3 protein-coding genes are annotated in these 17,176 nt (G+C 63.7%); all 3 read right to left on the bottom strand.

Annotated elements, in window-relative coordinates; translation table 11 throughout:
• Positions 1-97 precede the first annotated feature (97 nt).
• The 3 genes from MSG32_RS00065 to MSG32_RS00055 all read right to left on the bottom strand — a co-directional run bounded on the left by MSG32_RS00065 (position 98) and on the right by MSG32_RS00055 (position 16,940).
• Entirely contained in the window at positions 98-1,687 is a 1,590-nt protein-coding gene (locus MSG32_RS00065; RefSeq protein WP_248376839.1) for an ABC-F family ATPase, read from the bottom strand.
• A gap of 94 nt (positions 1,688-1,781) precedes the next feature.
• Positions 1,782-2,063 carry a peptidylprolyl isomerase gene (locus MSG32_RS00060; RefSeq protein ID WP_043333877.1) on the bottom strand — a complete coding sequence of 94 codons (282 nt, stop codon included), beginning with the start codon at positions 2,061-2,063 and terminating at the stop codon, positions 1,782-1,784.
• 558 nt (positions 2,064-2,621) lie between these two features.
• Positions 2,622-16,940, bottom strand: coding sequence for a carbohydrate-binding protein (locus MSG32_RS00055; protein ID WP_248376838.1), 14,319 nt, complete (start codon positions 16,938-16,940; stop codon positions 2,622-2,624).
• Positions 16,941-17,176 lie beyond the last annotated feature (236 nt).

The raw sequence follows: 17,176 nt of genomic DNA, 5'->3' as shown, positions 1-17,176 counted from the left end.
CAGCCAGCGGCCGGAGATGGGAAACAAGACACCCCCACCGTCAGAGACGATGAGGGTGTCTTGTCAGACCGGGCAGACTAGCCAGTCACGGCGCGTCTCAGACGATGACGCCCTGGCTGCGCAGGTAGTCGTCGTAGGTGCCGGAGAAGTCGACCACGCCATCGGCCTTCAACTCGATGATGCGGGTGGCCAGCGAGCCGACGAATTCGCGGTCGTGGCTGACGAAGATCAGGGTGCCCGGGTAGTTTTCCAGCGCGAGGTTGAGCGCCTCGATGGATTCCATGTCCAGGTGGTTGGTCGGCTCATCCATCACCAGCACGTTGGGCTGCTTGAGGATCAGCTTGCCGAACAGCATGCGGCCCTGCTCGCCACCGGAGATGACCTTGACCGACTTCTGGATGTCGTCATTGGAGAACAGCATGCGACCCAGGGTGCCACGCACGACCTGCTCGCCGCCGCCGGTCCACTGTGCCATCCAGTCATAGAGGCTCATGTCGTTGGCGAAGTCATGGGCGTGGTCCTGCGCGTAGTAGCCGACGTCCGCGGCGTCGGTCCACTTCACTTCACCGGCGTCCGGGTACATCTCGCCGACCAGGGTGCGCAGCAGCGTGGTCTTGCCGATGCCGTTCGGGCCGATGATGGCGACACGCTCACCGGCGGCGACCGTGAAGCTGAAGTTCTCGAACAGGGTGTTGCCGTCGAAGCCCTTGGAGAGCTTGTCGATCATCACCGCGTTGTTGTGGACCTTCTTGGTCTGCTCGAAGCGGATGAACGGGCTGACGCGTGAGGACGGCTTGATCTCGTTGAGCTGGATCTTGTCGATCTGCTTGGCACGCGAGGTCGCCTGCTTGGCCTTGGAGGCGTTGGCGGAGAAGCGGCTGACGAAGGACTGCAGCTCGGCGATCTGCGCCTTCTTCTTGGCGTTGTCGGCCTGCAGCTGTTCGCGCGCCTGGGTGGCAGCGGTCATGTACTCATCGTAGTTGCCCGGGAACAGACGCAGCTCACCGTAGTCCAGGTCCGCCATGTGGGTGCAGACACTGTTCAGGAAGTGACGGTCGTGCGAGATGATGATCATGGTGCTGGAACGCGCGGTCAGCACGCCTTCCAACCAGCGGATGGTGTTGATATCCAGGTGGTTGGTCGGCTCATCGAGCAGCAGGACGTCAGGATCGGAGAACAGCGCCTGCGCCAGCAGCACGCGCAGCTTCCAGCCCGGTGCGACTTCACTCATCGGCCCCAGGTGCTGCTCGATGGGGATATCGAGGCCCATCAGCAGCTCACCGGCACGCGCTTCGGCGGTGTAGCCATCCAGCTCGGCGAATTCGACCTCGAGGTCGGCGACCTTCATGCCGTCTTCCTCGCTCATCTCCGGCAGCGAGTAGATGCGGTCACGCTCGGCCTTGACCACGGCCAGACGCTCGTGGCCCATGATGACGGTGTCGAGCACCGTGTATTCCTCATAGGCGAACTGGTCCTGACGCAGCTTGCCCAGACGGATGTTGGGCTCGAGCATGACGTGACCACCGGACGGCTCCAGATCGCCACCGAGAATCTTCATCATGGTCGACTTGCCGCAGCCGTTGGCGCCGATCAGGCCGTAGCGATTGCCACGCCCGAACTTGGCGGAGACGTCTTCAAACAGCGGCTTGGCACCGAACTGCATGGTGAGATTGGCGGTAGAGATCACGAGGGAATATCCGTTTGAAATGAAAAAGGTGGGCGGTGACGAAGCGTCACGCTGGCGCCGGGAAATACGGGGAGCCGCAAAGGCCTGGCAGGCATCAGCCGCGGAAGAAGACTTCCAGCAGGTGATAGCCGAACTTGCTCTTCAGCGGCCCCTGCAGGGTATTGAGCGGCCCCTTGAAGATGGCGCGATCAATGCCGCCGACCATCTGGCCGGGGCGCACTTCGCCCAGGTCACCGCCCTGCTTGCCGGAGGGACAGGTGGAGTGCTTCTTGGCCAGTTTCTCGAACGGCTGGCCGCGCTCCAATGACTGCTTGAGACGCTGCGCCTCGGCCTCGGTCTTCACCAGAATGTGGCGTGCCATGGCAATACGAGCCATCTCATGTCCTCTTGCAGGCGGAATCGGTCTTGCCTCACACCATCTCGGGCACCGGGCATCCCGGAGGCGGGCCCGACGTCACCCGAGCACGCCCCTGACGACATGACAGTCGTCATGACGCGAGATCAGGCGTTCGGGGAAGGTTCGACAGGCGATGGGGTGAGTCTGAAGGCGGGCATGATAACAGCTCAGGATGACAGACGCTGTATGCGTGTGTATCCATCGCCCGGTCGGCAGACAGGCAGACAAAGGCAGGGAGCGCCGAGAGCGCGGTGTGCTGTGTGCGGGGTGCGGGGTGCGGTGCGAGAGACGATGCCACAGCAGACAGCCGTGCATGACTGAACCACAAACGCCGTTGCCAACCTGAGCGCGAGTGACGTGCTGACTTTCACACTCACTCACGCCCAGGCTGGCAGTGACATGCATCGGGTGCCGGGACGGATGACGGTGACAGCAGGCGAGGCGCCTTGCGCTCAGTGCTCGCCTTGTGTCTCACCCTGTCACCGTTGCCGCCCCGCGCCCGTGTCGCGGATTGCTCCGTCGTGCTGCGTCACACTCTCAGAGCAGGCTCCCCGGGGCGTCATCCTGCACGCCCTGAAGGGTCACATCATCACTCATCGGCACCTCCTCATCGTTGGAGACCGGGGCGATATCGCCCTCATCGACCAGGCTCATCAGCGCGGTATTGCTTGGCGCGCTGGCCGGGGCAATGTCGGGGTCACGCGTGATCTGGAACGACGCCAGATCCTGCGAGCCGCCATTGAAGGTGATGCGTAGCACCTGCACCCCCTCCTCCAGGTCCAGCGTCAGCGAGGGGCCATCGACGTAGACGCCCCAGGCGCCGGAATTGGGCAGCGTGCCACTGTCCTCATCGTAGAACTCGCCATCCTTCTCCACCGAGGCGGTAATGCTGCGCCCATTGTCAGGCGCGGAGGTGACGAACGACAGCGTGTGCGAGCCCGCCTCTTCGACATCGATGGTGTACTCAAGCCACTCACCATCCTCCACCCAGCCTATCGCCTCGCCCTCGCCGACGGTGTCCACCGGGGTGTCACGATACCCCGAGCCAAGCTGGGCACTGGAGAGCTCATTGTAAGCCTCGCCCTGCTCGCCTTCGTCGAAGTCGACCGCCTGGAGGGTGAGACCCTCATCGGCATCCACCTGCCAGGGAACCCCGCCGGCATTGAAGGCCTGCTGGCCATCCCGGGACAGCGTGAAGCCCTGCAGGTCCATGGCGCCGCCGTTGAAGGTCAGCCGCAGCACCTGCTCGCCGGCCTCCAGGGTCACCTGGGCAGTGTCGGTTTCCACATAGTTGGTCCAGCCACCGGTCGGTTCGACCTCCACCGGCGTGACGCTGGCATAGGGAGTGTCGCCCTCCTTGGCAAAGGTCGCGGTCACGGTGCGCTGCGCGCCACCGGTGGAGCCCCGCGCTGCCAGGAAGGCAATGTCATAGGTGCCGGCCTGCTCGACATCGAGGGTGTATTCCACCCATTCGCCATCCTGGATCCAGCCGATGGCAGTGCCGCCGTTGGCCAGGTCCACCCCTTCGCCACGCACATTGCTGCCTTGCTGTACCTCGCTGGAATCGTTGTAGGCGACATCCTGGCCACCCTCATCGTAATTCACCGCCTCCAGGCTGAACTCGCTACCCACCTGCCAGGGCTGGCCATCGTCGGTGAACGCCTGCTGACCGTCATCCACCGGTGCCACCAGCGACAGGTCGAGAGATGCCAGATCCAGCTGTCCGCCGTTGAAGGTCAGCCTGAGCACCTGCTCGCCTTCCTCCAGCTCGAAGGTCAAGGGCCCCACATCGGTGAAGTTGGTGAAGGCGTCGGTGTCCGGCACCGCCACCGCCTGGGCGTCGGTATAGAAGCTGCCGTCCTGCTCGAAGGCTGCGGTGATCGACTTGCCGTCGGAGACCGCCGAGGCGGAGAAGTTCAGCGCATAGCTACCGGCTGTCTCCACATTCAGGGTGTACTCCAGCCACTCGCCGTCGGCGACATAGCCGATGGCCAGAGTGCCGTTGGAGATATCCACCGCCTCATCGGAGCGGAAGCCATCGCCCTGGTGGGACAGCGTGGTGTCGTTGTAGGCCACGCCCTGGCCTCCGTTGTCGAACAGGCGTGCCTCCAGGTTCAGGCCATCGGCCCCGACCGCCCAGGCCGTCTGATCGTCATTGAAGGCGCTCTGTCCGACCGGATCAGGCGTGTCGAGGAAGTTCGGCACGCCGTCGTTGTCATCGTCGTCGTACAGGTCCACACGCCCGTTGCCATCGGCATCTTCCGCGCCAGTGGGGTCGTAGGTGGTGACGTTCTCGACCAGGAAGATGTTGTCGTTGTAGTCGTAGTTCACCCCCGCGTAGTCCTGGATGACGATATAGGTGTCCGGAATCACGTTGCCGTCGGCATCCTTGGCCACATAGACGCGAATCAGGTGGCCATCATTTTCATCCCAATTCAGATTGTTGCCGGGATTGCCGATGGCATCGATGGTGTCCTCGTAGAGGTTGGCATCCGGGTCGGACCAGGAGATATAGCCCTGGCGGTCGGATATCTCGGCGTAGAAGCCGAAGGGATCATCGCGATCCAGACTCACCACTGCCTGCTGGTCGCCGCTATCGAGCGCCCGCGGGAACAGCGTCTGGCCATCCTGCTCGTCATGCACGATGACCTCTTCGAGCTCCCGACTGTCGACGTCATGCACGAACAGCCGCGCGATGTCGCCCTGGCCATGATAGGCGGCGATCTGGGTGATCTTGATCGGTTCATCGCCATCGGCACGCTGGAAGTACGGGGACAGGATCTCGTCTCCGTTGGCCTCCACCAGGCCGCCCTGGTTCATCTGGTCCTGCACCACGTTGGTGGAGTAGCCGAAGGCGTTGACGATCTCCTGCACCGTCGGCTCCTGACCGCTCTCGGACTGGTTCTGGGCCAGGCCCGCAAGCTGGATGACCTTCTCGCTCTCATCGGAATCGCTTGAGGAGATGATCAGGCTCGCCTCGTAGAGGCTGCCATCGTTGGGGTCATCAGCGATGAAGCGCACCGTGACATCCGCCGTCTCTCCCGGTGCCAGCGTCAGCGCACTGAACGGCTGGGTCAACTCGAACAGTGTCGTGTCACTGACGACGACATCATCGATGGTCAGGTCCTCGAAGCCGTCATTGCGCAAGGTGATAGTGGCCTCGTCATGCACCACCTGATTGTTGACCGGATTCTCGATGCGCGACATCACCAGACGATCATTGGACGGCAGCACATCATTGTTGATCACCGTCAGGTCACCGCCAGAGACAGGCGTCACCCCCTCGATGAGGAACATGTTGTCGTTGTAGTCATAGTTGATGCCGGTGTAATCCATGATGCCCACATAGGTATCGGGGATCACGTTGCCCTCTGCATCCAGCGCCCGGAACATGCGCACGGTGTAGCCGCGCTCGATGCCATCGGCATCTGCCGGCGGTGTACCGCCGCCTGACGGATTGAGTGACGGGTCAGTGGACAGGTTGGCCACTTCAATCCCGAACACGCCACTCCCGGCCCACTCGGCGGGGATGTCATCGAGACCGAAGGTCGCGCTGGCGAATTCGCCATTGCTCAGTACCGGCAGGATCGTCTGGTTATTGTCTCCCGCATGATTGGAGAAGATGACATCCTCGCCCTTGTCACCGGGGTTGTGGATGCCCAGAGTCGCCCCGCCGCCGCCGTGATAGGCCGCCAGCTGGGTGATCGTGGCCTCGCTGACGCCCTCCGCCAGCGTCCAGTAGCGCGACAGCACCTCGTCATCATTGATCGGGCGATACAGATCGAAGTCGTTGAGCACCGAGTTCTGGCCGCCACCCTCGGTCGGCAAGCCATCGATGCGGTTACCGAGGCCGAAGACCTCCCACACCTCATTGACGTTGGGCTCCCAGCCACCCTCGTCGCGTGCCTGCCAGAAGCCCGCCATATGGATCTCGGCCACCGGCGAATCCTGGTCGTTGGTCACCAGCCGGATCCGCCCCTCGAAGACTCCGTCACCGGCGTCGGTGGTGGGCGCTTCGTAGCTTGTACTGTCAAACAGCACCGTCACCTCGAGCGACTCCCCGGCGGCCAGCGTCAGGCCGTCGAAGGCAGCAGGGTCCTGCAGCACGAAGGGTCCTTCGATATCGGCTTCGAGAATTTCCAGCAACTCCGTCCCGGTGTTGGAAATCGTCACCGTGGCACTTTCCTTGAAGTCGCGGTCGGCATTCGAGGCGCTGTTGTTCTCCAGATAGCTGAAATGCAGGCGATCGGAGTAATAGGCGGCATCGCCGCTTTGCACCGCGATGTCGGCATTGTCGTTGCCGACCACCCGCGTCACGTCCAGATAGTCGAGATCATCGGCACCATCGGCGGCGGACACCGCACGCAGGTTGTACTCCACGCCGGCCTCGAGCTCGACATAGGTGCCCTCTTCCCCGGCATCGCCCTCTCCCGGATAGGCCAGCGTTTCCAGCGCCTGCCCGTTGAGCGTCAGGGCCAGGCCCTGGCCATCATCGGCGCCCGCATTCGCGGCCAGGTCGAAACGATAGAGCCCGCTGCTGTCCACGGTGAAGTAGAAGTCGGCGGTCAGCTCGTTGAGGGTGCGCGCGCTATCGCCACTCTCCAGCTCGATGCGCGACCCGTCCGAGACATCGGCATAGACGGGGACGAAGGTGTCAGACGGCGCATCCGGCACTCTCAGCAGATCGATGTTCGGCCCCACGGCTCCCGGCGCAGTCAGAGTGATGGTGTTGCTGCCCTGCTGCAGCGCGACCAGGGCATTCTGGAAGAACCAGTCGCTTTCATCGCCGTTGCTCTGGCCCTCGAAGTTCACCTGCCCCAGGTCGACGCCATTGATGCTCAGACCCAGCGGCCGGTCGGCCTTGGTCGCCGCCAGCGCATAGCGGAAGGCGATGTCGTAACTGCCGGTCTCGGCAACATCGATCGTCCAGGTAATGGTCTGGTCACCGCTGCCATCGAAGTCGACGAAGCCATCGCCGGAGGCATTGCGATCCTCCTCACTGGCCAGCACCACCACCGCCCCATCGAGCGCGGCTCCCTCGGCCTCGTACTCATCGAAGCCCGGAGTCGTGTCCGGCGCCTCCTGCAGGACCTCCAGCTGGTCGATATTGGGGCCGGTGTCAGCGGTGGCCTGCAGGCGCACCGTGTTCTGGCCGCTGACCAGCGTGGCCGCCACGTCCTCGGTCAGCCACTCGGCCCAGGCTGCATCACCGCTCAGACCCTCGGGCGGGCTGAAGTCATACACCCCGACGCTCACGTTGTTGACGAACACTTCCAGCGGGCGATCGGCGCTGCCGCCATTGGCATAGCGCAGGCGCAGCACCGAGTCACCGGCCTGCTCGGGGTCCAGCGTGAAGCTGAAGGTGATGAAGTCATCATTGGTGCTGCCGAAATCGGCATAACCGCCGGGCACGCCATCATCATCCACGTCATTGCCGTCCACCCCGAAGGCGCCGGGGCGCAGGCCGTTGGGCAGGTCGGGCTGGTTGGTCTCGGGATTGTCGATGTCACGGATCTGGATCTCCGCCCCGGTAGCGATCGTCACGGCAGTGCCGTCCTCAGGCGTCCTGTCCTCGGCCTGGATGGCCAGCAGCGAGACCAGATCATCGCCGGGATCAACCGGATCGACAGGATCGACAGGGTCGACGGGATCCACCGGGTCCACTACCCCACCCGGGGCCGGGTCGAGGCGAATGATCTGGCTCTGGCCATTGCCGCGATTCAGGGTCAGCAGGTAGAGCTGGCCGGTGGCCGGGTTCTCGATGATGTCCAGCGGGTCGACGTAGCTGATGACGTTGCCCTCGGGATCACGCAACACGTCATCGCCGATCACGTTGCCATTGGCATCCAGGGTGATGGAGCGGACATCGTCACCACCGGAATACTCGGTGAACAGCACGTTGCCCTGCAGATTGCCGCCGAAGACATCACTGGTGTACTCCACCGCCCCATTGGGCGAGCGATTTTCGCCCAGCGAATAGACCCCGGCGATGTCGTAGGTGCCCTCGGGATTGGTGCCCGTCGGGTACTTGTCGACCTGGTTGGGGTCGTTGGCACCGGTGGGGTTGCCGCCATTGAGGATGTACTCGTCACGCAGCGGGTTGGGATGGCCGTAGTAGCCACCCTCTTCGATACGGAACAGGTAGTCATCCTGCTTCTCGACCCCGGTGTAGCGCTCGTCCTCCGGCGTGGAGGGATCGTCCGGCACGTTGCCGCCGGCCGCCGAGCCGTTGGTCGGCACGTAGAGGAAGCCGTTGGAGTGCCACACCAGGTCGTAGGCATTGCGCGCCCCGGTGGCAAAGATCGTCAGCACCGCATCGCTGGCGTAGGGGTCGTAGTAGGACTCGAGCACGTTGCCGGACTCATCCTGCACCGTGGCGACGCCGCGCTCATCGAAGACCAGGAACTCGCCGTTGCCCATGGGGATGGGATCATCCTTGGGATGACCATCGGGGTCATCGAAGCGCCGGTTCAGGCCATCGTCAGGCAGCGGTTCGGTGCTGACGTCGAAGGGGCCATTGGACACGTCACGGGTCGGATCGATCTCCAGCACCGCCGCGTTCAGAAGACGCTCGGGACGGTTGCCCCAGGCGCTGTCCGGCTCACCCATGGCGGTGTTCGAGCCCTGGATCAGGTACAGCAGGTGACTCGGCACGTCCGGGTTGGTGTCCGGGTCGTAGTCCGGGTTCTCGCGGAACTCAAGGCTATTGGTCACGTGGTCGCCGTTGGAGCGTGGCAAGCCGGTGATATAGGCCTCGGCGGTGCCGGAGAAGCCGGGTCCGTCATCCAGGGTGATCTTGGTGATCCGGCCGCTGAAGTCCGGCACACCGTTGTCACGCCCGGTCAGCGGGATCGGATAGTTGTCGGTGATCCACAGCACGTTGGGATCGGTCGGGTCCACCACCAGGCCGATGATGCCGCGCTGCTGACTCTCTCCCGGCTGGTCGAAGTAGTCGTTGGGCAGACTCAGGTCCTGGCGATTGGACAGCGAACCATCGACCGGGTCGACGTCGTAGCGCAACAATTCACCACTGATGGTGGCGACGTACATGAAGGCACCATCCGGGCTCATCTCCAGCGAGGTGAAGCCGAAGGCACCGTCGGCGGCACCGTTGAGTTCCACCACGTCGTTGAAGGCCACGTCGCGCGCGACCACCTCCGGCTCGGCACCGGTGACGAAGGTGTTGGTGTACTTCTGGAACTCGCGGGTCGGCGCGCTCGCATCATCGTTGGGGCCGCGGTCCTGGAAGCCATCGATCACCAGGGTGTAGCTGGTGAACGGCTTGAGGGTCTGGCTCGGCGAGATGGTCAGCGAATCGAAGCCGCCGGTGGTGTTGGCGTTGAAGGTGACTTCCTGACCGGTGACAGTCTCGAACAACCGGATCGAGCCATCCCCCAGGCTTTCCAGCAGGGCCCCGCCGCGCCCATCCACCACCGAGATGCCGACGAAGATGTCGGATGTCGGATCGACCCCGGTGGGGATGCCGCCATCCTCCGGATCAAGGTCCACCTCCAGCTCGTTCTCGCCGACCCCGGCGATGGCACGGGCATCGGTGAAGAAGGCGTAGTCCTCGACCGCGATGCGGTCATCTTCCGGCGTCAGGTCCGGTAGCGCCTGGATCTCGAGGTACTGGATCTCGGTGTTCTCGCTGTCGAGTCCCAGGGAATCCAGCGTCAGACGCCCGTCGCTGACCTGAACGATGCGGGTGACCAGGTCCGAGCGGAAGCCCTCGGTATCATCGGACGGGTTGCCGTCCGCCGGGAAATCCTCGGGGCGGAACGGGGTGAAGGGGTCATTGAACAGCTCGCCCTCTGCATTGAGCACATTGTGGCTGTCGTAGGGCCCGCTGGTGTCGCCGATGGAGATGGTGACCTCGTAGTAGCCATTCTCCAGTTCGATCTCCCAGCCGGCGCGCACGTAGTTGGCGCTGGGCTGGTCAAAGTGGGCGTAGGTGCCCTGGCGCGGATCGAGACCCGCAATGTCATCGGTGCGGTCATTGACCGCCACGCTGGTCAGCGCGCTGATATCCAGCGGCTCGGTGCCGGGCTCGGCGTCGTAGATCGACGCCTCGGTGACCCAGCCGTACTGGTAGGTCTGGCCGTCCACGGTGACCGACTGGGTGCCGAATGCCTTGCCGTTGTCGGCGATGTAGCCATCCGGCACCGCGGTGCCTTCGGGCTGGAAGTTGATCTTGACCGAGAAGCGTTCGCCCGGCTCCACCGGACGGTCCGGCTCCACCCCGTCACGACTCACCGTCAGGCTGTCGATGTTGGGGCCGGCGTTGCCCAGGTTGGCAAGGCGAATGGTGTTGTCGCCGGCTGCGAGCTCTACCTCGAGGGTGGTGGTGGTCCAGTTCTCCCAGCCAGCCGCGTTGGTGCCGGTAGAGGCAAAGGCCAGACTGCCTTGGCTCTGGCCGTCGACCAGAATGTCCATGGGGCGATCGGCGCCGTTGGTGCCGGCATTGGTGTAGCGCACCTCCAGGGTGTAGGTGCCCGCCTCGTCCACGCTCACCTGGAACTCGGCGGCGTCACCGGCGTCGCCCCCCATGTCCAGATAGCCGGTGCCGGTAAAGTCATCCCACAGACCGTCGGCCCCGGCTGCGGTGTTGGTTTCCGGATTGTCGGCATCGCGCACCTGGGTATCGCCGTCGACATCGACGATGGTCAGCGCCTCGCCTTCGATGGCGAAGTTGAACGCCGGGGTGCCGACGTCGACCTCATTGAAGTCGAATACCACCTGGTCGATGTTGGGCCCGCCGGTGGCACCGGCCGGCATGGTCAGGGTGAAGGTATTGGCACCCTCGGCAAGTTCCACCTCGACCTCCAGCGTCTGCCACTGATCCCAGGGGTCAGTACCGGTGGCGTTGGCGAAGCCGAGCTGGCCCTGATCAGTGCCGTTGACGGTCAAATCCAGCGGCCGCGGGGCGTTTCCACCGTTGGCATAGCGCACGGTGGCGGTGTAGCTGCCGGCCTCCAGCGCGTTGACGTTGAAGGTGATCTGGTCGCCGGGATTGGAGCCGAAGTCCACATAGGCATCTCCCACCGCATCGGGGCGATGGTTGCCGAAGTCATCGGGATTGTCGGCATCGACCACCCGCGTCTCCTCACCTATCGCGCTACCGCCCACATCGACGATATCGGCGTCTTCCGCCTGCAGGGTGATCGGCGCCACCACCACGCCTGCGTCCTCGAAGCTGACCAGCTCGCTGGCGCTGGCTTCGTTGCCGGCGGCGTCGGTGACGAACAGCGAGACGACAAGATCGCCACTCTGATCATCAAGCAGGCCGCTCAGGTCCAGGGTGATGTTGCCATCGACATCCGGCGTCACCTCACCGCGGGACGCGCCACCATCGAAGGACACGGCGACGCTGGTCACGTCATCATCGATGCCGGAGACGTTGAAGACGGCCGCCGCCAGCTGGCTGGCATCGAGCGTCTCGTCAGCGGCGACAATGGCGAGATCGCCATCCTCATCGGCACTGACATCCTCCGGGATCGGGCCGCTGCCCGCCGCGGTCACTTCGATGCGGTCAATGTTGGGGCCGGTGTTGGCACCCGCCGGGATCGCCAGCGCGATGGTGTTGCTGCCCGCCGCCAGGGTGACGGTGAGCGTCTCGAACTCCCAGTGGTCGAAGCCTTCCTCGCTACCGGCACCATCCGGGTCGGTACTGGCCATGCCCAACGCCAGCGGATCACCGCCGTTGATCACCAGATCCAGCGGACGATCGCTGTTGGTGGCGTAACGCACACTGATGTCGTACTGACCGGCCTGGGCCACGTCGATCTGCCAGCTGACGTTGTCTCCCGGGGTATCCCCGAAGTCCAGATAGCCGCTGCCGGTGAAGCCCGGACGCAGGCCGGTGGGCTGATTCGCCTCGGGGTTGTCCGGATCACGGACCTGGGTGTCGGTGTTGTTGGCATCGGTATCGAAGCTCTCGACCACCCCGTCCTCGGCCTGCAGGCTCAGGGGCGAGAAAGGTGCCTCGTCGACGTCATTGACGGTGACCGAGAGCTGCTCGGTGGTGGAGAGATCGCCGTCAGTGACGCTGACTTCGACTTCGTAGACGCCGTCCTCGTCGTCATCGACCGCCAGCTCGAAATCGCGAGCGCTGGTGAAGCTCAGCACGCCGGTGCTCGGATCGATGCTGAACAGCGGAGAGTCGACCCCGCCGGTGATGGCGAACACCGGGGCGTTGAGGCCAAGGGCCACGCCATCCTCATCGACGAGGGGGATCGCGCCTATCTCGGTCAGGTTCTCGTCCACCGCAAACTCGGTCTGGGTGATGGCGATGCTCTCGTTGAGATCGGCCACGGTGATCAGAGCGTCCTGTGACACGCTGTCCTCGCCATCGGACACCGTCACGGTCAGCTCGTAGACGCCATCTTCGTCGCTGTCAGCGGCAAGCTCCGCGTCCGGCGGAGTGATGAAGGCGATGCCCTGGCTCACCTCGTCATAGCGGAACAGCGCCGCATCGGCACCGGACAGCGTCACGGTCAGGTCGTCACCGTCCGGGTCATCCAGTATCAGGCTGGCCACGGCAGTGCCGTTCTCGTCGACACTCAGGCTCTCTTCCAGCCCGTCAAGGGTCGGCGCGCCGTTGACCGGCTCATCAATGCGCTCGAAGACCAGCGAATCGATCCGCATCAATTCGCCATCGGCCCCCATCAGTTCGAGATTCGCCAGATCACCGGCGGTCACCTCGAAGGGTGTCTCGAAGACGATTTCCTTGCGGTTGCCGCTCTGGCCTGCGTTGCCGCGCGCGCCACTGCCGACGAAGGTGCCGAAGTCGTCATTCAACACCACGTCAGCACTCAGGGTGTCGGTTGTCGTGTTGCGCGCTTCAAGCACGGTGTCGCCGATGGTCAGGCTCAAGGTGCCTTCACCGTCGGTTTCATCGAACACATAGAGACGTGCGACGTACCAGCCGGGCTCCACGCCGCCCGCCGAAAGGTCGGTGCCAATCGTGGCCGGCGCATTGCTGGTCAGGCGAATCAGCTGTTCATTGGACGCGGATGCGCTGCCGGTGACGATCAGATTGCTGGCGTCGAGATCCGTGAAGTCTTCCGCCTCGATCGTGATGCTATCGCCGACCTGGGTGCCTTCGATGATGAAGCTGAGCGTCTGGGTCGCTGATAGACCGCCCGGGTCGGTGGCCCGCACGATGACATCGAAGGTGCCGCCCTGACTGGGCGTGCCCTGGATGATGCCATCGACCACCTCGAGCCCGGCCGGCAGGTCCTCGGCCGTCAATATCAGGCTATCGCCATCGGCATCGGAGAACAGCGCTGCGAAGTCCGACAGCGGAATCTGGAGGAAGTCCTCGCCCACTTCCCCGAAGTACGGTTCGAGGGCGACGGGCTCGGCCACCGGCGCGTCGTTGACGTTCTCGAGCGTCAGGGCAAAGTCGGTGTCGGTGCTGGTGGTGCCATCATCGGCGGTCACTGTCACGGTGTAACTGCCCGGCGCCAGTCCTGCAAGGCTTCCGGACAGCACATTGTCGCTGACACTCAGCCCCGGAGCGCTGACGGGCTGACCATCGCCATCGGTGACCAGGAAGCTGTAGGTGAGGTCGTCGCCATCGTCATCGACGAAGGGCAGGTCGACTTCGAGATTCGCGCCTTCGTCGAGACTCAGGTCGGCGATGCCGCCGCCCACCACGCGCGGGGCGCTGTTGGTGTCGCCGGTATCGGCTTCCGACAGGCTGACGGCGCTGAAGCTCGTGCTGCCCTTGGCGCCCGCATCGTCGTCGTTGACGAAGACGAGAGACTCGAGGGTGGTGCCCGCATGCGCCGACAGGTCGATGATGAAGCGCAAGGTGCCATCACCGTTGTCGCCCCCCTGGCCTCGCAGATCGACGAAGCCGCCCTGGGTCTGGGTACCACCCAGCTGGTAGACGCTGTTGCCGCCATTGAAGGGGTTGGAATCCGCATCGAAGCCGATGGCGACGATCTCGGGCACTGGCGAGCCGGAAATGGCCACGTCCACCGTCAGGAGGGTGGCATCGGTGATCGTGTAGTCACTGGGCAATGCCGCCCGTTTCCAGACGTTATCGTTCAGCGTCAATGTGCCGCCGTCGTCTTCCACCACCGCCCCCGTGCCGTCGGACGGGTTGTCCTGGGTGGCGCTGTAGGCGCTGAGAGTAGCGTCATCGAAGCTGACGGCGAGGCTCTCGGCACCAGCGGCGGCCAGCGTTACCGTGTCCGTGGCACTCGCCTCGTTGCCCGCAGCATCCGTCACGATCAAGGTCACGGTGATATCGCCCGGGGCCTGCGCCGAGAGATCCACCGTCAGGGTATCTCCATCGCTGACGACAGACTGGCGGGTCGCACCGCCATCGAAGCTGATTTCGAGGGTCGAGCCAGCATCGATCCCCACGACACTGAACACCACACTGGCACTGTCGGCCGATTCGATGGCCTCTTCCGGGCCTGCAAGGGCCAGGTCGCCCCCCTCATCGGCAGTGGTATCCAGCGTCAGTGCCACGCTCTGTTCAGCACGGTTGCCCCAGGCATCCATGGCGATCAGCGTGGCCGACAGGTCTCCATCGGCGAAGCCCGACAGGTCCAGCGTGAAGCTGCCTTCCGGCGTCGGCACCACCTCCTGGACCGTGACGCCCTCATCGAAGGTCACGCCGACGAAGGTGATGTCGGCATCAAGCCCGGTGACGCTGAAGCCGGCTTCGCCGACGGTCGCGCCATTGAGCAGGGGCTCCACCGCGGCAAAGGCCAGCGGAGAGGCATCATCATCCGCCACGACGTCCCCTACCGGCCCCGTGCCCGCGGTGGTGACCTCCAGGCGATCGACATTGGGGCCATTGTTGCGCCCTTGCGGAATCGCCAGGGTGATGGTGTTGTCGCCGGCTTCCAGTCGCGTCGTCAGGGTCTGGTACTCCCAGACATCGAAGCCTTCAGGGTCGACGTTGGTGGCGTTGGGGTCCGTCGCGACAAAGGCAAGCGCGGCGGGCTCGCCTGCGTTGATCGACAGATCCAGCGGACGCGTACCAGTGCTGGCATAGCGGAAGTTGAGGTCGTAGTCACCCGTCTCGGCCACATTGACGGTGAAGGTCAGGCTATCTCCCGGCGCGCTGCCGAAATCCACATAACCGGTGCCGGAAAAGTCCGGGCGCAGTCCGACAAAGCCACCGGCCTCGGGATTGGCGGCGTCGCGCACCAAGGTGGCGGCCCCGTTGTCGACGCCCAGCGCGGCGTCCTCGGCTTGCACCACCACTGGCGCAATCACCAGATCGACAGGATCTACCTCGTCGGCTTCCAGTAGCGCCACCTCGATCTTGTCGATATTCGGGCCATTGGTCGCGCCGCCCAGACGCAGGGTATTGCTGCCGGCGGCAAGCGTGATTTCCAGCGTCTCGGTGGTCCAGCCTTCCCACGCGGAAGACCCGCCATTGCCTGGCTGGTTGTCCGCGGGCACATCATCGACATCATCGGGGTAGTAGCCCGGCGCCTCTACCGCTGCGAACTGGAAGATGCCGACCTGACTTTGCGTGTCGTCATCGACCAAAAAGAGATCAATGGGACGTGCAGAACTGCTGGCATAGGTCACGGTGACGCTGTAAGTGCCGGCGGTGGCCACCTCGAGGGTGAATTCTCCGTAGGCTTCGACATTGCCCGACGCCCAATCGAGATAGCTGGCCCCTTCGGCCCCGACCCGGAAGGTTTCCCCGCCGTTGGTGAAACTGGCGATGTTGTCGACCGTCACCACGCGATTGGTGCCAGCATCGGCGACATCAGAGTTCGGGCCGATGTCGAGATCCTCGCCCTGGATGACGTAGACGTCCGGGTCCGGCGCACGCACTTCCAGATAATCGACGTTGGGGCCACTGGCCCCGTTGGAGGTGAACGACACCGTGTTCTCGCCTGCCTGCAGCTGAACGCGAATGGTACGCTCACCGAAGGTGCTGAAATCCGAAGTGTCATTCGTCAGGCTGGTGCTCGGCAGGTCGAACATTCGATCCTGAAGCTCGCCGTTGACGTCCAGACGCAGAGGGCGATTACGCTCGGAGCCATCCTCATCGCGGCTCAGCGCATACCCCAGGGCGAGTTCATACTCGCCGGCCTCGGCAACGCTGAAGCTGAAGGTCAGCGTCTCGCCGGTCGCGGCGGCGAAGTCCACATAGGCACTGCCTGAGGCATTCCCGGTATTGAGGGGGCTCTGCGCTCCCGACACCACCTCGATACCGGCGCCACTCAGGGAGGCAAGATTGCCATCACCATCTGAGTCCGTGAGGTCTTCCGCCTCGATGCGCAGGGTGGCAAAGCTTTCCGGCGCGATGAGCGCCGCCGTTGCCAGAGGCGCGGGCTCGGCCAGAAGCACAGGCTCGGCGCCTGCGGCAGGTTCGTCATCACTGGCCAGCAGCGCTTGGGCAAGCGGGTCTTCCTGAGCGATGGGCTCGCCGATGACATCATCGCTCTGGAGGGTCAGGGCCTCGCCGGGGTCAGCCGGAGGCGCATCTTGCGGGTCAGCTTGTGGCGTGCCGCCCAGCTCACTCACCTCCTCGACGACGACGACATCGGGGGCTTCGATCTCAAAGCCGAACTGCTCACCAGATCCGGGCAGTACCTCGCCCGCATCATCCAACGCCTCGATCATCATCTTGAGCTTGCCGGACATGGGGGCAGGCAGATGATCAAAGACAAAGGGGCGCTCGAAGCGCTCAAATACCGACAATCGATCCTGGGCATCTTCCAGGGTCATTCGCACTGCCTTGATCGAATCTCCCCACGCAGAGGGAAACGGCGTGACACTGATATCGTGACTCTGGAAAGCCCTTTCTTCCAGACGGTCGCCGTTGCGGAGACGTCCCTTGCCGGCGTCAAGACGGCTGGATACGAATGACATGGAATACATTTTCCTTACCCCCTGAATATTATTATCGTGGCGAAACCGCTACGCCATCTTGAAACCTCATGACACGACTCCCCCACACCGGAACTGAAGTTCCAGTGTTTTCTCCACTCCAACGCTATCCCGATACTTTCGAAGATGACCGGCCAAATCCCCTTCAACCCGTCAAAAACGAGTCTAGACGCGGCCCATGGCAAGACAAGAGGTTTTTGACACCTTCCCTGCAATGG

It is taken from the genome of Cobetia sp. 1CM21F, assembly GCF_023161745.1.
GTDB classification, from domain to species: domain Bacteria; phylum Pseudomonadota; class Gammaproteobacteria; order Pseudomonadales; family Halomonadaceae; genus Cobetia; species Cobetia amphilecti.
This window is presented reverse-complemented; position numbering and strand designations above follow the sequence as displayed.